At 39.3% G+C, this 14,913-nt stretch carries 15 protein-coding genes; 6 read left to right on the forward strand and 9 right to left on the reverse strand.

The features are described 5' to 3' along the window. Positions 1-39: 39 nt before the first annotated feature. Positions 40-996, reverse strand: coding sequence for an acetyl-CoA carboxylase carboxyltransferase subunit alpha (locus ACFIKX_RS06285; RefSeq protein WP_375611312.1), 957 nt, complete (start codon positions 994-996; stop codon positions 40-42). 78 nt (positions 997-1,074) lie between these two features. Further along, positions 1,075-2,013, reverse strand: a complete 939-nt coding sequence (locus ACFIKX_RS06290; protein ID WP_375628561.1) for a site-specific tyrosine recombinase XerD — start codon at positions 2,011-2,013, stop codon at positions 1,075-1,077. Between the two features lie 260 nt (positions 2,014-2,273). Between ACFIKX_RS06290 and ACFIKX_RS06295 the strand changes: the two genes are divergently transcribed. The 4 genes from ACFIKX_RS06295 (at position 2,274) to ACFIKX_RS06310 (ending at position 5,235) form a co-directional block, all read left to right on the forward strand. Then, positions 2,274-2,906 (forward strand): shikimate kinase, encoded by a 633-nt coding sequence (locus ACFIKX_RS06295; protein WP_375606223.1) that lies wholly within the window; start codon positions 2,274-2,276, stop codon positions 2,904-2,906. Next, positions 2,881-4,014: a 3-dehydroquinate synthase gene (gene aroB / locus ACFIKX_RS06300; RefSeq protein ID WP_375628559.1), complete on the forward strand. Its 1,134-nt coding sequence runs from the start codon at positions 2,881-2,883 to the stop codon at positions 4,012-4,014. Before ACFIKX_RS06295 ends, aroB begins: the two co-directional genes overlap by 26 nt. 415 nt (positions 4,015-4,429) lie before the next feature. Then, on the forward strand, positions 4,430-4,825 hold the full coding sequence (locus ACFIKX_RS06305) for an MliC family protein (protein ID WP_375611315.1): 396 nt from the start codon (positions 4,430-4,432) through the stop codon (positions 4,823-4,825). Positions 4,826-4,842: 17 nt separating this feature from the next. Beyond that, a complete protein-coding gene (locus tag ACFIKX_RS06310; RefSeq protein ID WP_375611316.1) occupies positions 4,843-5,235 on the forward strand; it encodes an MliC family protein in 393 nt (130 codons plus the stop codon). Positions 5,236-5,251: 16 nt separating this feature from the next. On the opposite strand, the gene mnhG is transcribed toward ACFIKX_RS06310, so the two are convergent. From mnhG to ACFIKX_RS06345, 7 genes are all read right to left on the reverse strand, one after another. Then, positions 5,252-5,662 (reverse strand): monovalent cation/H(+) antiporter subunit G, encoded by a 411-nt coding sequence (gene mnhG / locus ACFIKX_RS06315; RefSeq protein WP_375611317.1) that lies wholly within the window; start codon positions 5,660-5,662, stop codon positions 5,252-5,254. Then, on the reverse strand, positions 5,659-5,940 hold the full coding sequence (locus ACFIKX_RS06320) for a K+/H+ antiporter subunit F (protein WP_375606068.1): 282 nt from the start codon (positions 5,938-5,940) through the stop codon (positions 5,659-5,661). The genes mnhG and ACFIKX_RS06320 overlap by 4 nt, the downstream gene beginning before the upstream one ends. Next, positions 5,937-6,422: a Na+/H+ antiporter subunit E gene (locus ACFIKX_RS06325; RefSeq protein WP_375612748.1), complete on the reverse strand. Its 486-nt coding sequence runs from the start codon at positions 6,420-6,422 to the stop codon at positions 5,937-5,939. Before ACFIKX_RS06325 ends, ACFIKX_RS06320 begins: the two co-directional genes overlap by 4 nt. After that, complete coding sequence (locus tag ACFIKX_RS06330) at positions 6,419-8,041, reverse strand: monovalent cation/H+ antiporter subunit D (RefSeq protein ID WP_375628556.1); 1,623 nt, start codon at positions 8,039-8,041, stop codon at positions 6,419-6,421. Before ACFIKX_RS06330 ends, ACFIKX_RS06325 begins: the two co-directional genes overlap by 4 nt. Continuing rightward, entirely contained in the window at positions 8,041-8,382 is a 342-nt protein-coding gene (locus ACFIKX_RS06335; protein ID WP_273790150.1) for a Na+/H+ antiporter subunit C, read from the reverse strand. The genes ACFIKX_RS06330 and ACFIKX_RS06335 overlap by 1 nt, the downstream gene beginning before the upstream one ends. Beyond that, the gene (locus ACFIKX_RS06340; RefSeq protein ID WP_375628555.1) at positions 8,382-11,303 is read right to left on the reverse strand and encodes a monovalent cation/H+ antiporter subunit A; all 2,922 of its coding nucleotides are present in this window, start codon (positions 11,301-11,303) and stop codon (positions 8,382-8,384) included. The genes ACFIKX_RS06335 and ACFIKX_RS06340 overlap by 1 nt, the downstream gene beginning before the upstream one ends. A gap of 229 nt (positions 11,304-11,532) precedes the next feature. Next, positions 11,533-12,030, reverse strand: a complete 498-nt coding sequence (locus tag ACFIKX_RS06345) for a BA14K family protein (RefSeq protein WP_375628553.1) — start codon at positions 12,028-12,030, stop codon at positions 11,533-11,535. A 167-nt stretch (positions 12,031-12,197) separates the two neighbouring features. On the opposite strand from ACFIKX_RS06345, the gene ACFIKX_RS06350 reads away from it, so the two are divergent. Together ACFIKX_RS06350 and ACFIKX_RS06355 are read left to right on the forward strand one after the other, a co-directional pair. Beyond that, entirely contained in the window at positions 12,198-13,295 is a 1,098-nt protein-coding gene (locus ACFIKX_RS06350; protein ID WP_375628629.1) for a carboxynorspermidine decarboxylase, read from the forward strand. 54 nt (positions 13,296-13,349) lie between these two features. Further along, a complete protein-coding gene (locus ACFIKX_RS06355) occupies positions 13,350-14,588 on the forward strand; it encodes a saccharopine dehydrogenase NADP-binding domain-containing protein (protein ID WP_375628551.1) in 1,239 nt (412 codons plus the stop codon). Positions 14,589-14,913 lie beyond the last annotated feature (325 nt).

The following is a 14,913-nucleotide window of genomic DNA, read 5'->3' on the forward strand; positions in this document are numbered from 1 at the left end:
GAATAAAACTCCAATCCAACACCCCTCACAAAAAATAACCTATGTTAGAGATCGACCAATTTGAAGGTATTTTTCCCTTCGCTCTTGTTTAAGCACTTGACCATCTTTTCCAGCCATAGCTTTTAAAGCTTCTGAAATAACATCACCCGTTGCATCAATGACAATCTCTTTGCCACGATGCGCTCCCCCTAAAGGTTCCGAAATAATGCCATCAATAATCTTTAAGCGATACAAATCTTGAGCGGTAATACGCATATTCATTGCAGCATCTTTTGCACGAGCTGGATCACGCCATAAGATAGAAGCTGCTCCTTCTGGTGAAATAACAGAGTAAATTGCGTGCTCCAACATATAAACTTTGTTGGCAGCCGCGATTGCTATCGCCCCTCCAGAACCGCCTTCTCCAATAACAACGGAAACCACAGGAACTTTCAAACGCAAAGTTGTAGCTGTTGATTGAGCAATTGCTTCCGCTTGCCCACGTTCTTCAGCGCTTACCCCAGGATAAGCACCTGCTGTATCAATAAAAGTGAGGAGTGGCAAACCAAAGCGGTCAGCCATTTCCATAATACGTACAGCTTTACGATAGCCTTCTGGACGCGCAGAACCAAAATTATAGCGCAAACGTGTTTGCGTATCGTGACCTTTCTCTTGACCGATATAAGCAACGGCCTCACCTTTAAAGCGTGCAAACCCCGCTTGAATAGCCTCATCTTCAGCAAACTTGCGATCTCCGGCCAAAGGCGTAACGTCACTCAATAGGCGTTTAGAATAGTCCATAAAATGGGGACGATCCGGATGACGAGCAACTTGTGTTTTTTGCCACGGCGATAATTTTTTATAAATATCGCGCAACGCTGTTTGAGAACGCGTTTCAAGACGAGCAATCTCGTCACTCATATCAAGACTGCCTTTTTCCTGAGAAATTTTTTTTAATTCAAGAATTTTCCCATCAAGATCAGCAACTGGTTTTTCAAAATCAAGATAATTATACATTTGTGTCAACTCATTCAGTGTCACTTATACACTTATAATTTGCTTTATAAAGTCTTTTTCAAAAACATCACCTTTTCTTTAACGAGCCTTTTGCTCATCGGCAAGTGGATGATGCTCATTGACTAAACGATAAAGTCCCTCTTCCAACACATGGGTATAAATCTGAGTGGTAGCAATATCAGAATGACCTAACAAATGTTGAACGGCACGCAAATCAGCACCATTTTGCAAAAGATGACTAGCAAAAGCATGACGCAACACATGGGGAGAAAAGCTATCACTTCCTATCCCTGCTCTTCTAGCGAGATTTTTCAACTCTCGTGCAACGACTTGACGAGCAATATATCCTGTCTCGGAATGCGCAGGAAAAAGATAAGAACTCGTAGCGTCCTTTCCCTGATCACGCAAATTTAACCACTGTGAAAGAACTTGGCATGCTTTTTTTGATAACAGCACCATTCGTTCTTTTTTGCCCTTACCACGAACCAAAACGCTGTATTCCTTCCTTCGAACAGACTGAACCGGCAGACTCACCAACTCACTAATACGTAACCCTGTTGCATAAAGCATTTCAATCAATAGCTGAAGACGCAGTGCACGGAAATAACCTTTGGACCCATAGTCTGCTTGATTGACTTCTAACTCCGCAAAATCAAGCAATTTTATCACTGCATCTTCACTCATGATTTTGGGTAAAGGACGCCCCTGACGAGGTGCATCAATATCATGAGAGGGATCATCTGCTCTCAACCCTTCAGCATAAAGGAATTGATAAAACTGACGCAAAGTCGATAAACGGCGCGCTTGCGACGATGCCGCAAAACCAAAAGTATGCATAAGTGACAAAAGAGTAATTAAATCTTCTTTTTGTGCTGAAAAAAGCGAAACAGAGTGTGAAGACAATTCGTCTTGTGCCCACTGCAAATCATGCTGATAAGCCGCAAGCGTATGAGACGAAGCCCCTCTCTCCGCACTCATCATCTCAAGAAAATGATCTATCACAGCACCACTTTTCATTTCATTGATTCGCTTCCGTAGAAAGATTCCATGAATTCAAGGGAACATCAATGTACATATCCACAGTTACTGGTTCAACCCAAACCACAAGAGCACCCATTATAATGAAAAGAACAGAAAGCAAAATGAAAAGAATCATCAAAAATCTAGTCAATGTTGGCATAAGACAATAACCTACCCAAAAATATTCTATCTCGTATTATGCCTCACAAAGATTAACAGGAATTGACTTTAAGATGGATAAATGCCGAAATAAAGTTATGAAAAGCAATCGACAAAAACGCGTCCCCATAACACAAATAAAGAATCAGCTCTTATCGTCCCTTGATAAAAGAGCACTTGTCCTTGTTGGTCTTATGGGGGCAGGCAAATCAGTGATCGGAAAACGCGTCGCCACCATGCTTCGTTTACCTTTTTATGATTCTGACCAAGAAATTGAAAAAGCTGCACAAATGACAATCACGGAACTCTTTGAAATTTATGGTGAATCCGAATTTCGTGCTCTTGAACAGCGTGTTATTCTAAACCTCATGAAAAAAAGTCCCCTTGTTTTAGCAACAGGTGGTGGTGCCTACATAAATGAAAATATCCGAAAAGCCATTCACCAAAATGGTATATCCATATGGCTAAAAGTCGATCTTGATATCCTCATGCAACGTGTCTCAAAGCACCCAACACGTCCCCTGCTTCAAACAGCCAATCCTAAAGAAACCATGCAAAAACTCATGGAACAGCGTTATCCTATCTATGCAAAGGCAAACTTAACAATTAACAGTCATAAAGAAAGCCGTCATACCGTAGCACAAAATGTTATACGATCCGTACAGCACTACCTATACACAGAAATTAACAATAGGGATAACCAGCATGCAAACCAAAACCGTCACTGTTAAACTGGACAAACACTGTTACGATATCATCATTGGTCCGGGTCTGATTACACAAGCTACTTCACAAATTAAACATGCTCTTAATAAAAAAGATCCTCATCAAACGCGCTTGGCACTTGTTACAGATACAAATGTTGCTTCCCTTCATTTGGAGATATTGCAAGCAGAATTAACAAAAAATAAAATTCATACTGTCCCTATTATTGTAGAAGCAGGAGAACAATCAAAATCATTTTCAACCCTGCAAGTTGTCATCGATCAAATTCTTGCTGCGCGTTTAGAAAGAGGCGACTGTGTTATTGCTTTTGGCGGTGGTGTCATTGGTGATCTAGCAGGATTTGCAGCAAGTATAATCCGCCGTGGCATGAACTTCATTCAAATGCCCACAACGCTTCTTGCACAAATTGATTCTTCTGTTGGTGGAAAAACGGGAATCAATAGCCAATATGGCAAAAATCTTATTGGTGCCTTTTATCAACCACAATGCGTTATTGCTGACACGTGTCTTCTTGATACCCTGCCACCGCGCGAATTTCGCGCTGGCTACGCAGAAATAGTAAAATACGGTCTCATTAACCAACCTGACTTTTTTGAGTGGCTTGAAAAAAATGGGCAGAAAATTTTCTCTAATGGCCCTATGCGAACAGAGGCCATTGTTCGCTCATGCCAATTTAAAGCTGCCATTGTAGCACGCGATGAGTACGAAACGGGAGAGCGCGCACTCTTAAATCTTGGCCATACATTTGGACACATGCTTGAAACAGCAACCGCTTATGACTCCAACCGTTTAATCCATGGCGAAAGTGTAGCAATTGGGATGATTCTAGCTCATCAATTCTCTGCTCAATTAAATTTAATAAGCCCCACGCTTACACAACGCATTGAAGCGCACTTCAAATCTATAGGATTGCCTACACAATTAAAGGATATCCCAGGATGTCTACCAGATGCTGAAACTTTAATGACTCTCATTGCCCAAGATAAAAAAGTTTCGCAAAACAATTTGACTTTCATCTTAACACGCGGACTTGGCCAATCATTTATTGCAAAAAATGTTTCACCAGATGCAGTTTTATCCTTTTTGGAACAAAAATTAACAGAAATTCGTTAATTCATATTGAATATAATTGATTCGTTTTTATACTTCTATTAAAGATTAACATGATGATGTCTGCGTAGCTCAGTAGGATAGAGCACAGGATTCCTAAAGAAATTGGGCACTTTGAGAAGAAATCCTCAAAGTGAATCTGCTCAAATTCGGGGAAAGCTTCATGGGCGACTATATGCCAATCCCGAGCCAAGTCTCTTTTCAAATGAGAGAAAGGTGTAGAGACTGAACGGGCAGCACCTAAAGAGCAAAAGCTTCAAGGTGAAGAGACAGTCCAGACCACAAACAGCCGATAAGGCTGGCGGTGAAAATCGAAGTGGTATGAATCCTGGGGTCGCAGGTTCGAATCCTGCCGTAGACACCATCGTATCAGTCAAATTATTCTTTGTGCACAATATTAGGAATATAGGGAAGCATCATGAAAAAAACTTTGCACATTTTAGGATTTTTCACCGCTTTAAGTTTATCACTCTTCAGCTCAAACAATAGCTTAGCTGGTTCTTTAATCATTGAAGTACCAGACAATCCAGAGCCCAAAACAGAGACCATTACCTATCAGTGTGAAACTGGAGCAGGTAAAGAGCGCATTGAGGCAGTCTATCTTAATGCTGATAATATTTCGTTGGTTGATTTCAAATGGAATGGTGACCGTGTCATTGCTGCTAATGTCATCGCGGCAACAGGAGCAAAATTTGCAGGAGCTCAGTATATCTGGTGGGAGAAGAACAAAGAAGTCACGCTTTATGACCTTGCTCAGGATCCAGAAGAAAAAAAACCTATCCTCTGTAAAGATGAGTCAACATTATTATTTTAAATAACACGGGAAATATTATGAAAAAAATTTCTTTTACTAAACAATTTTTCATTACTTTAAGTGTGCTCCTCCTCGGTTCAATTAATGCATTAGCAAGTTCTTTAGTCATTGAAGTACCAGATGATCCAGAACCAACAACAGAGACCGTCTCCTATCAATGCGATATGGGAACAAGCAAAGAGTATGTTGAAGCAACTTATTATAATGCTGGCAATATTGCGCTTGTTGATTTAAAATGGAACGGTAAGCGCATCGTTGGTTCTAATGTAATTGCCGCTTCTGGAGGAAAATATGTGGGTGGACAATACATTTGGTGGATAACTAAAAATGAAGCCATATTTTACGATCTTATTAATGATCCAAAAGAAGAAAAGCCCATCCACTGTGTAGAAGAAAAAAGCACAGAATAAGGAAGATTCTTACATTTCAAGAACCGCGCTGGCTCTCATCTCGTGATGTTCCTTCTGATGTGGGTAGCTTTTCCTCCGTTTGGTGTAATAAAAGAGCCAGCGGTTTTTCTGATTGTTTTTCTGAATGATGTCGATAAGCTGCTGTATGTGAAAGCAACATAGAAGCTACCGGTGCTGTTAAAAACAAAAAAAACATCAGCAACACTTCATGAAAAACAAAATAATGGTCCACAAATATTGAATAAAGAAATGAAGAAATAAGAATACTACCAACGCCCCAACTCGTACATACTGAAAGCATATGCAAACGCTTATAAAAATTGGAAAAACGCACCAAACCTATCGTTGCGATCAATGTCAATCCAGACCCTAATATTAAGAAAACTGTGATAGCAATAGCAACCACAAGCGATATATCATCTTTCATTCAATAATCTCCCCCCGCATAAGAAATTTCGCCAAAGCGATGCTTGAGACAGATCCCAACAATCCAATAATGAGAGCTGCGACAAAATAAGTGGTTGTTCCTGAACGAATATCGAATGTAAGAAACAAAAGAATAGTGGTTATATAAAGGGCATCCAAACCAACAATTCTATCCTGCGCCCGTGGACCACGAATCAACCGAAACAGCGCGAAAATCACCGCTAAACTTAAAAAAAACTGTGAAAAGAAAAGCCCCCAATAAAGAATCACCATACTCATAAAAAAATCTCCAAAAGCAATTGCTCATACCGTTGTTTGATCAACTGTTTGTAATCATATCCATTTTTTAAATTTAAGACATGAAGCAAAAGTTCACCCTTTTTACTATTATAGGCAACCCAAGCAGTTCCAGGGGTTGCCGAAAGGATGCATGCTAAAATAGCCAAAGCAGTGCGATTATGAAGCAGAAGAGGTACTACAATAAAACCAGATTTCTGCTCTCGAGACCTTTTTGTTAAAACAAACCAAGCCACCGAAACATTTGAGAATATAGAATCTATAAATACTCGAAAAACGAGACGAAAAACCGCACTCCAGCTTTTAATAACAACCTTCTCCGGCTCCAGAAGCCGTATCATCCAACCACAAAACAAAGCGGTTAAAATCCCTAAAAGCAATTGCCCTAAACTAAAACCATTTAAAATAAGCCACATAAGGACAATGACACCACTGAAAAAAGGGGAAGGACAAAAACGATTCATTTACTTATCTCCCTATTTTCGAGAGAAAAATCCGTTAAAACGCTCCCAATATAGTTTTGAGGTTCATACAAAGTCTTAGCAGTTTCAGACATATAATGACTAACAGGACTGGCTACAATTGTTATAAGAAAACACAAAGCAAGGAGAACGGCAATAGGCGCAAATTCTATCACTTGCACACGAGGAATACGCCCTTCAAGAGAAACCCAAAAAGTTCGGATACCCGTTCGTGTCAATGCAATCAAAGCCGCAAAACCAGAGAGAGTGACAAAAACTACAAAAAGCCAATCTTGGTAAACCGGAAAAGAAGCAGAAAAATCCTCTCTACTGTGGTTTAAAATTGCCATGAACATCATAAATTTAGCAACAAAACCAGAAAAAGGCGGCAATCCAATAATCAAAATGGCACAGATACCAAAACAAGCTCCAAGAATTGCCAAGGTTACTGGAAAATAGATGCCAACTTCATCTTCTTCCTCCTCTTCATCGTCACCATACACCTCCATTGTGACAGCAAGAACATTAGCAGCCACATCTTGACAGCGTTCTACCAACTCTACCAAAAGAAAAAAAGCTCCCAGTGCTAAAGTTGAAGAAACAATATAAAAAAGTGCGCCTGCTGTCAGTGCTGCATTGCCTATCCCGATCGCAGCCAACAATGTGCCAGAAGAGACAAGAACGCTATAAGCTGCCAAACGCACCAAAACTTGGCTCGCCAATACTCCAATAAAACCAATAATCATAGTGGCAAGCCCACCATAAAACAAAACCGTATGACCAAAATGGTTAAAATATTCACTTTCAGAACCAAACCATAGCAACGTTAAACGTAAAATAATATAAATACCAACCTTGCTCAAAAGTGCAAAAGAAGCTCCAACAGGCGCTGCTGCTGCACTGTAAGTTGGCACCAACCAAAAATTAAGCGGCCACATACCCACTTTAAGCAAAAAAGCAATACCTAAAAGTGCAACACCTATTTCGAACAAAACAATATCTGTAGAAGATATATATTTTATTTTAACAGCCAAATCGGCCATATTAAGAGTACCAACGACTCCATAAATGAGCGCTATACCAACTAAAAAAAATAATGAAGCAACAAGATTAACCACAACATAATGCAACCCTGCACGCACGCGTGTCTGACCAGAACCATGCAAAGCAAGCCCATAGGAAGCCGTTAACATAACTTCAAAAAACACAAATAAATTAAATAAATCGCCAGTCAAAAAAGCACCATTTATCCCCACCATAAAAAATTGCATTAGTGACTGAAAATGAGAACCAGCTTTGTACCAATGAGCCCGCGCAAAAACCAACACGCTAGTCACCAACAAGCTGGAAAGTAAAAGCATCATAGCGCTTAAGCGATCAAGGACTAAAACAATTCCAAAAGAAGACGGCCAATTACCAAGTCGATAAACATCGCAAGCCGGTGCTATTTCAAGAGTACGTATAATCAATAAAATGGCAGTAACGACCAACAGTCCCGCAGAAGAAAGACTGATGAATGATTTAAGTCTTGCACGACGTTCATCATAAAAAAGAAGAAGTGCTCCAGTGATTAACGGCAAAAGAATAGGCAAAATAAGGAGATGATGCACTCCTATTTCCATTATTGCACCTCACGTCCATCAACGTGATCAGAACCCGTTAAACCACGTGAAACCAACAAGATAACTAAAAATAAAGCTGTTGTTGCAAAACCAATCACAATCGCAGTTAAAACCAAGGCTTGTGGAAGAGGATCGACATAATTAGCTGGATTAATAACAGTGGTAGGATCAACAATTGGAGCAGCATTACTACGCGGTCTACTCATTGAAAATATAAAAAGATTAACACCATAGGAGATCAAGGACAAACCAAGAATGACTTGAAAAGTACGTGGACGCAAAACAAGCCAAATACCTGATCCGACAAAAACACCGATACCCAAAGAAAGAACAATTTCCATTAATTTTCCTTCTCTTTTAAAATAGGTTTCTTACCGATTCGGTAACTCCTAATTGACTGGTGTGCAAGTGCAATTAAAATGAGAACAGTTGCTCCTAACACAAGAGAAAGCACACCAAAATCAAACAAAAAAGCAGATGCCATGGGAACTTTCCCAATTAACGGAAGATGAATATATCGAAAAAAGGATGTTAAAAAAGGATATCCAAAAAACCAAGAGCCCATCCCCGTTACGACTGACAATAATAAACCAAAGCCTATCCAACGCAAAGGTAAAACTCTCAAATGCGTTTCCACCCACCGAATATCGCGTGCAAGATATTGTAAAATAAATCCTATAGCCAAAGTAATACCACCGACAAATCCACCTCCTGGCAGATCATGCCCTCGCATGAATAAATAAATAGCAAAAGCGATAATAATCGGAAAGAGCCAACCCATAATAACAGCAGGAACAGCTAAATAATTCAATACTGTATCTCCCACATTTCGATTAGGCTGTGCTATATCAAAGGCTTTCTGGATACGTTGTTGAAAAGGCGCATCAATACTCTCAGGCGCAGGACGAAAACGTCGTAAGAGTGCAAAAACAGTAAGGGAAACAACACCCAAAACCACAATTTCTCCCATGGTATCAAAACCACGGAAATCAACCAATAACACATTCACAACATTGCGACCACCAGCATCTGAGTAAGTATGCGTTAGAAAAAAATCAGAAATCGTTGTACCTTGGGGACGTGTCATCACTGCAAAAGAAAGCCATGCTACACCAGCACCTCCTACAAGGGATATGATGAAATCACGGAAACGACGCAAACGAACCCAAAAATGAACAGCAACTGGCCCAGGGTCATGCAAACGTTTAGGCAACCACCGTAAACCAAGCAATAATAAAACGACTGTAACAACCTCAACAACCAATTGTGTTATTGCTAAATCAGGAGCAGAAAGCCATAAAAAGGTTGCACAAGTCATCAAACCAGCTCCCCCTAAAAGCATAAGTGAAGCAAGACGATGAAACTTTGCTCGCCAAGCAACTAAAAGCGCACATAATCCGCCAACCAGCCAAAGAGCGAGAAAAGGAATATCAAGTGGAAAAAGCGGTAATGTCCCCACTGGAATGAAACCATCGCACCAAAGTAAAAGACCAACAAAGGCAAAACAGACCCAAAAAATCCAATGCAATTGGATCTGCAAACGGCGTGTTGACAAAGCGGACTCCACCGCACGGGCCCATTTCCAAGAAATAATTACGAGAATGCGTTCAAAAATACGCGGTCCTTTTAAGTGACGGAAAAAAGGAGCCCCGTCATCACAGGATAAAAAATAACGATGCCCAACAGCATAGAGCAATCCGCCCCCTAATAATGCAACAAAGCTCATCACTAATGGAGTGTTAAACCCATGCCAAACAGCCAAACTATAAGGAATTGTCATTGGTCCTAAAACAGACACGACCGCATTATCTAAAATAGGTCCTATTGTTAAATTAGGAAAAATACCAACCGCTAAACAAATAAATACCAAAAGCTCCATTGGTAAACGCATGAAATGCGGTGGTTCATGGGGAGTCTTGGGTAAATTGTCAGGCTTTGGTCCTAAAAAAACGCCATGAATAAAGCGTATAGAATAGGTCACACTAAACAGACTAGCTAGCGTTGCCACATAAGGCGCAATCCAATCGAGCCATGATTCCATATGCGTTTCAACAGCTTCAGCAAAAAACATCTCTTTCGATAAAAAACCATTCAACAAAGGAACCCCAGCCATCGCTGCACTCGCAACTAAAGCAAGAGTTGCTGTGATAGGCATAGAACGATAAAGCCCTGACAGTTTACGCATATCACGTGTTCCCGTCTCGTGATCAATAATGCCAGCAGCCATAAATAAAGAAGCTTTAAAAGTAGCATGATTGGCCATATGAAAGATCGCCGCAACACATGCAAGTGGACTACCAAGACTTAAAAGTGTTGTAATTAATCCAAGATGACTAATAGTCGAGTACGCAAGCAGTCCTTTCAAGTCTTGCTGAAACATGGAAAAATAGGCACCTAGAAGAAGAGTTGAGAGTCCTGAAAAGCCAACCAGCCAAAACCAAGATTCTGTTCCAGAGAGCACAGGCCATAAACGAACAAGCAAAAACAATCCCGCTTTTACCATTGTTGCCGAATGCAAATAAGCCGATACGGGAGTTGGAGCAGCCATCGCGTTAGGTAGCCAAAAATGAAAGGGAAATTGCGCGCTTTTTGTTAACCCTCCCAATAAAATACAAATAAGGATAGGACTATAAAGAGAACTTGACCGGATCATATCTCCAGACTGTAGCACCTTATCCAAATCAAAACTGCCAACAGTATACCCAATCAATAAAACTCCAATAAAAAGAGCAAAGCCGCCAAAACCTGTGATCGTTAGAGCCATACGCGCACCCTCACGCGCACTTGCATTATGGTACCAATAGCCGATCAGCAAAAAAGAAAAAATACTGGTAAGTTCCCAGAAAACAACCAAAAAGACGAGATTACCTGATAAAACTATTCCTATCATTGATCCCATAAAGGCCAAAAAAAAGGAAAAAAAACGCGGTACAGAATCCGCTGGATCTATGTAATAACGTGAATAAATGACAACAAGCAGCCCAATCCCTGTAATAAGCAAGCAAAAAAGCCACGACAAACCATCTATGCGGAGAATCAAATCGCTTCCCCATTCTGGAAGCCAAGAAATATCTAAACGCACTATGTGGTTTCCGCGAACTTCCGGATAAAGCATTATTGTAAAAATAAGACAGAAAAGTGCGACGACCCCAGCAAACCACGCTTCATTATTTTTTGCTGTCGAACGAAAAAAGCCAATGACAGCACTTCCACCAAAAGGAAGCAAAACGAGCAATACCAACATTGCTTCCCGTGTTGTCATTCTTTAAACTCCATTTTACCTTAATATTTTGTCATCGACAAAACAAAAACTTATATTCTCACCCCCCATTCCACACTTAATGATAATAAGATTTAATAAAACTTAAAAGCATTTAAATTTAAAAAAAAAACAATGCTTGCATGAAAATACTGCGCACCACACAAGTCTTCTCTTTATTGTAAGAACAATAACGCCCACGACAAGAAGCAATTAAAATTTTATTTAATTTCTATCCTTTAAAAAAGCGTGATAAACACTGCCTACGCCCCCCATGAAAAGGCTGAAAACTATTATCATTTTTATTATAAGAGCGATAACGCGCAAGGCAAGATTCAATATGTTGTTTAAGCATCCATGGCTCTTTTTTTTCTAATTTTTCCGAAGAAGACGTTAAAAACACTTTTTTAGCATCTGGTACAACTTTTAATGATGCGCCTTTTGTGCTTAAGTGCGGAGATGTAACAAATGCCACTTCAGGATACCACCAATTATCACTGTATTTACGATAACCACGCCGATAATGACGATAACCTTTGAAACCATTAAGTTCTCTACGCCCCGTAAAAATCAGAGGCACCGAACTATCTTGGACAGAAGTCTGAGTAACCAGTTTGGCTTTAGCGTCACTTCTATTTTGCCCCCAATTAACAAGAGTGGTTGTTATAATGAAAAAACTGCTAACAAATACAAAAGCTAAAGCATAATATAATTTTTTTTTCATACTCATAACAAAAAACTCAACATAATAAACAACAGTAATTACAGAAAGCCTTTCTCTTGCTGGACAGAACCAGATTCTTTTCTTAAGATTCTTTTTTCTTGAGACATTCTGTTACTCTTTGTACTAAACGTTGATCTTGGCAATAAGATCCTACAAAAAAGAATGAATAAATGATGATAAAAACCCCCTACTATCTTATAGACAAATCGAAACTCATCAAAAACATGCAAACAATTTCTCGTTTACGGGAAATGTCCGGAGCTAAAATTTTACTTGCTTTAAAATGTTTTGCCACATGGAGTGTTTTTGATTTAATGTCTGAGTTCATGGATGGAACCACATCATCATCCCTTTATGAACTGCGTTTAGGAAGAGAAAAATTTGGCAAAGAAACCCATGCTTATTCAGTGGCTTGGGCAGATGATGAAATTGATGAAGCCTGTGGTTATGCAGATAAAATCATCTTTAATTCCATCCAACAGCTTCAACGCTTTTCTGATGCAACAAAAACCATTCAAAGAGGTTTAAGGTTAAACCCAGGAATGAGCGCATCAAATTTTGATCTTGCCAACCCCTCACGCCCTTTTAGCCGCTTAGGAGAAACAAACCAAAGCGCTATCAAAGAAATTCTGCCTCTTATCAACGGATTGATGATCCATAACAATTGTGAAAATGCTGACTTTAATCTTTTTAACCAAATGCTTGGGTATATGGAAGAAAAATTTGCAGAACTTTTTTCTGCTGTTGACTGGATAAGCCTTGGCGGTGGAATCCATTTTACGGCTGAAAATTATCCTCTAGAAGCTTTCGCAAAACGCTTAAAACAATTTTCTAAAACTCATGGTGTCACTCTTTTTCTAGAACCAGGAGAAGCTGCGATTACCAAAAGCACCACATTAGAAGTCAGTGTTCTTGACACATTGTATAATGAAAAGAATCTAGCCATCGTTGATAGCTCAATTGAAGCACATATGCTTGATCTTCTCATTTATCGTGAAAATGCTAAATTAGAACCTAATCAAGGACCACACGAAATTATGATTTGTGGAAAATCTTGTCTTGCCGGCGATATTTTTGGAACATTTCAATTTCAAAAACCTCTTAAAATAGGCGATAGACTGTCTTTTCAGGATGCAGCAGGTTATACAATGGTCAAGAAAAACTGGTTTAATGGCGTTACAATGCCTGCTATTGTTCTCAAAGAGTGCGATGGTACATTAACACTTCAACGCCAATTCAGCTATAACGACTATCAGGAAAGCCTTTCATAAAGATAAACCATAAAAAACGTCATACAACAGTATTAAAAAGGAGATGGACCTACAATGAAAAAAAATGTTCTCATTATTGGTGCTGGAGGTGTTGCACAAGTTGTTGCACACAAATGTGCTCAAAACAATGATATTCTTGGTGAAATTCATATTGCGTCACGAACACTCAAAAAATGTGAAGCCATCATTGCTTCTATTAAAGAAAAAAACACAATGAAAGAGCAAGGTGTTCTCAAAAGCCATTCGCTCAATGCCATGAATGTAGAAGAAACTATAAAGCTCATCCAAAAGACCAAATGCGAAATTGTCATTAATGTTGGTTCTGCCTTTCTTAATATGTCTGTTCTTTCAGCTTGTATTGAAACCAAATGCGCTTATATCGATACCGCAATTCATGAAGACCCATTGAAAATTTGTGAAACACCTCCTTGGTATGGCAATTATGAATGGCCTCGGCGTCCAGAATGTGAAAAAGCTGGTATAACCGCTATTTTAGGAGCAGGTTTTGACCCAGGTGTAGTGAATGCTTATGCAGCATTAGCGCGCGATGATTATTTTGATAAAATCACAGATATTGATATTATTGATATTAATGCCGGAAATCATGGACGTTGGTTTGCTACAAATTTTGATCCAGAAATTAACTTCCGTGAATTTACAGGACAAGTATGGTCATGGCAAAATAAAAAATGGACTTCCAATAAAATGTTTGAAATCAGCCATGAATGGGATCTTCCCGTTGTGGGAAAACAAAAAGCCTATATGACAGGACATGATGAAATTCATTCACTTTCCAAAAATCTTGATGTAGAGAATGTCCGTTTCTGGATGGGATTTGGTGATCGTTATATCACTGTTTTTACGGTTCTAAAAAATCTTGGTCTCTTATCTGAACAGCCCATTAAGACAGCAGAAGGACAAGAAGTCGTGCCCTTGAAAGTCGTAAAAGCCGTCTTACCCGACCCTTCCTCTCTCGCCCCAGACTACACAGGAAAAACCTGTATTGGAGATCTTATTAAAGGCGAAAAAGATGGACACCTGCGAGAAATTTTTATCTATAATATAGCCGATCACAAACAAGCTTTTCATGAAACTGGGGCACAAGGCATTTCCTATACGGCTGGCGTACCAGCAGCGGCAACAGCTCTTCTTATTGCCACAGGTGAATGGGATGTTAAAACTATGGTCAATGTGGAAGAATTACCACCCCACCCTTTCCTTAAATATCTTGATCATATGGGGCTTCCCACTTTTATAAGAGAACAACAAGAGGATAAAAAATTACAATTTTAATACCTATAGAAAGCATATGCTTGATTTTTTAAGTTATCACAAAACTGCCCAATGAAAACAAACTTAATATTCTCGTGTAATTATGGTTTTCAAAAAAATTTTAGCTATTCGTTATATTTTGGCAACATTGCGATTTCTTAACAACCCTAAAGAAGAGACATAGCATCTTTTTAAGACATAGCGAGCAATGATCAAGAAAAACAGAGAAGAAAAAACTAATTTAATCACACTGTATAACTTGTCACTATCATCAAAAAGATAGTGTCATAAACAAAAGATATAAAAATACCGCTCTTTTAAAGAAGAGCGGTATTTTGTAGAATAT

It is taken from the genome of Bartonella sp. CM86QHHN, assembly GCF_042194695.1.
GTDB lineage: Bacteria > Pseudomonadota > Alphaproteobacteria > Rhizobiales > Rhizobiaceae > Bartonella.

Coding starts and splice junctions, on each gene's coding strand:
- ACFIKX_RS06305 (WP_375611315.1), top strand. CDS start 4,430: ATGAAAAAAACTTTGCACATTTTAGGATTTTTCACCGCTTTAAGTTTA.
- mnhG (WP_375611317.1), bottom strand. CDS start 5,662: ATGAAAGATGATATATCGCTTGTGGTTGCTATTGCTATCACAGTTTTC.
- ACFIKX_RS06340 (WP_375628555.1), bottom strand. CDS start 11,303: ATGACAACACGGGAAGCAATGTTGGTATTGCTCGTTTTGCTTCCTTTT.
- ACFIKX_RS06290 (WP_375628561.1), bottom strand. CDS start 2,013: ATGAAAAGTGGTGCTGTGATAGATCATTTTCTTGAGATGATGAGTGCG.
- ACFIKX_RS06355 (WP_375628551.1), top strand. CDS start 13,350: ATGAAAAAAAATGTTCTCATTATTGGTGCTGGAGGTGTTGCACAAGTT.
- ACFIKX_RS06320 (WP_375606068.1), bottom strand. CDS start 5,940: ATGAGTATGGTGATTCTTTATTGGGGGCTTTTCTTTTCACAGTTTTTT.
- ACFIKX_RS06350 (WP_375628629.1), top strand. CDS start 12,198: ATGATAAAAACCCCCTACTATCTTATAGACAAATCGAAACTCATCAAA.
- ACFIKX_RS06325 (WP_375612748.1), bottom strand. CDS start 6,422: ATGAATCGTTTTTGTCCTTCCCCTTTTTTCAGTGGTGTCATTGTCCTT.
- ACFIKX_RS06285 (WP_375611312.1), bottom strand. CDS start 996: ATGTATAATTATCTTGATTTTGAAAAACCAGTTGCTGATCTTGATGGG.
- ACFIKX_RS06295 (WP_375606223.1), top strand. CDS start 2,274: ATGAAAAGCAATCGACAAAAACGCGTCCCCATAACACAAATAAAGAAT.
- ACFIKX_RS06310 (WP_375611316.1), top strand. CDS start 4,843: ATGAAAAAAATTTCTTTTACTAAACAATTTTTCATTACTTTAAGTGTG.
- ACFIKX_RS06345 (WP_375628553.1), bottom strand. CDS start 12,030: ATGAGTATGAAAAAAAAATTATATTATGCTTTAGCTTTTGTATTTGTT.
- aroB (WP_375628559.1), top strand. CDS start 2,881: ATGCAAACCAAAACCGTCACTGTTAAACTGGACAAACACTGTTACGAT.
- ACFIKX_RS06330 (WP_375628556.1), bottom strand. CDS start 8,041: ATGGAAATAGGAGTGCATCATCTCCTTATTTTGCCTATTCTTTTGCCG.
- ACFIKX_RS06335 (WP_273790150.1), bottom strand. CDS start 8,382: ATGGAAATTGTTCTTTCTTTGGGTATCGGTGTTTTTGTCGGATCAGGT.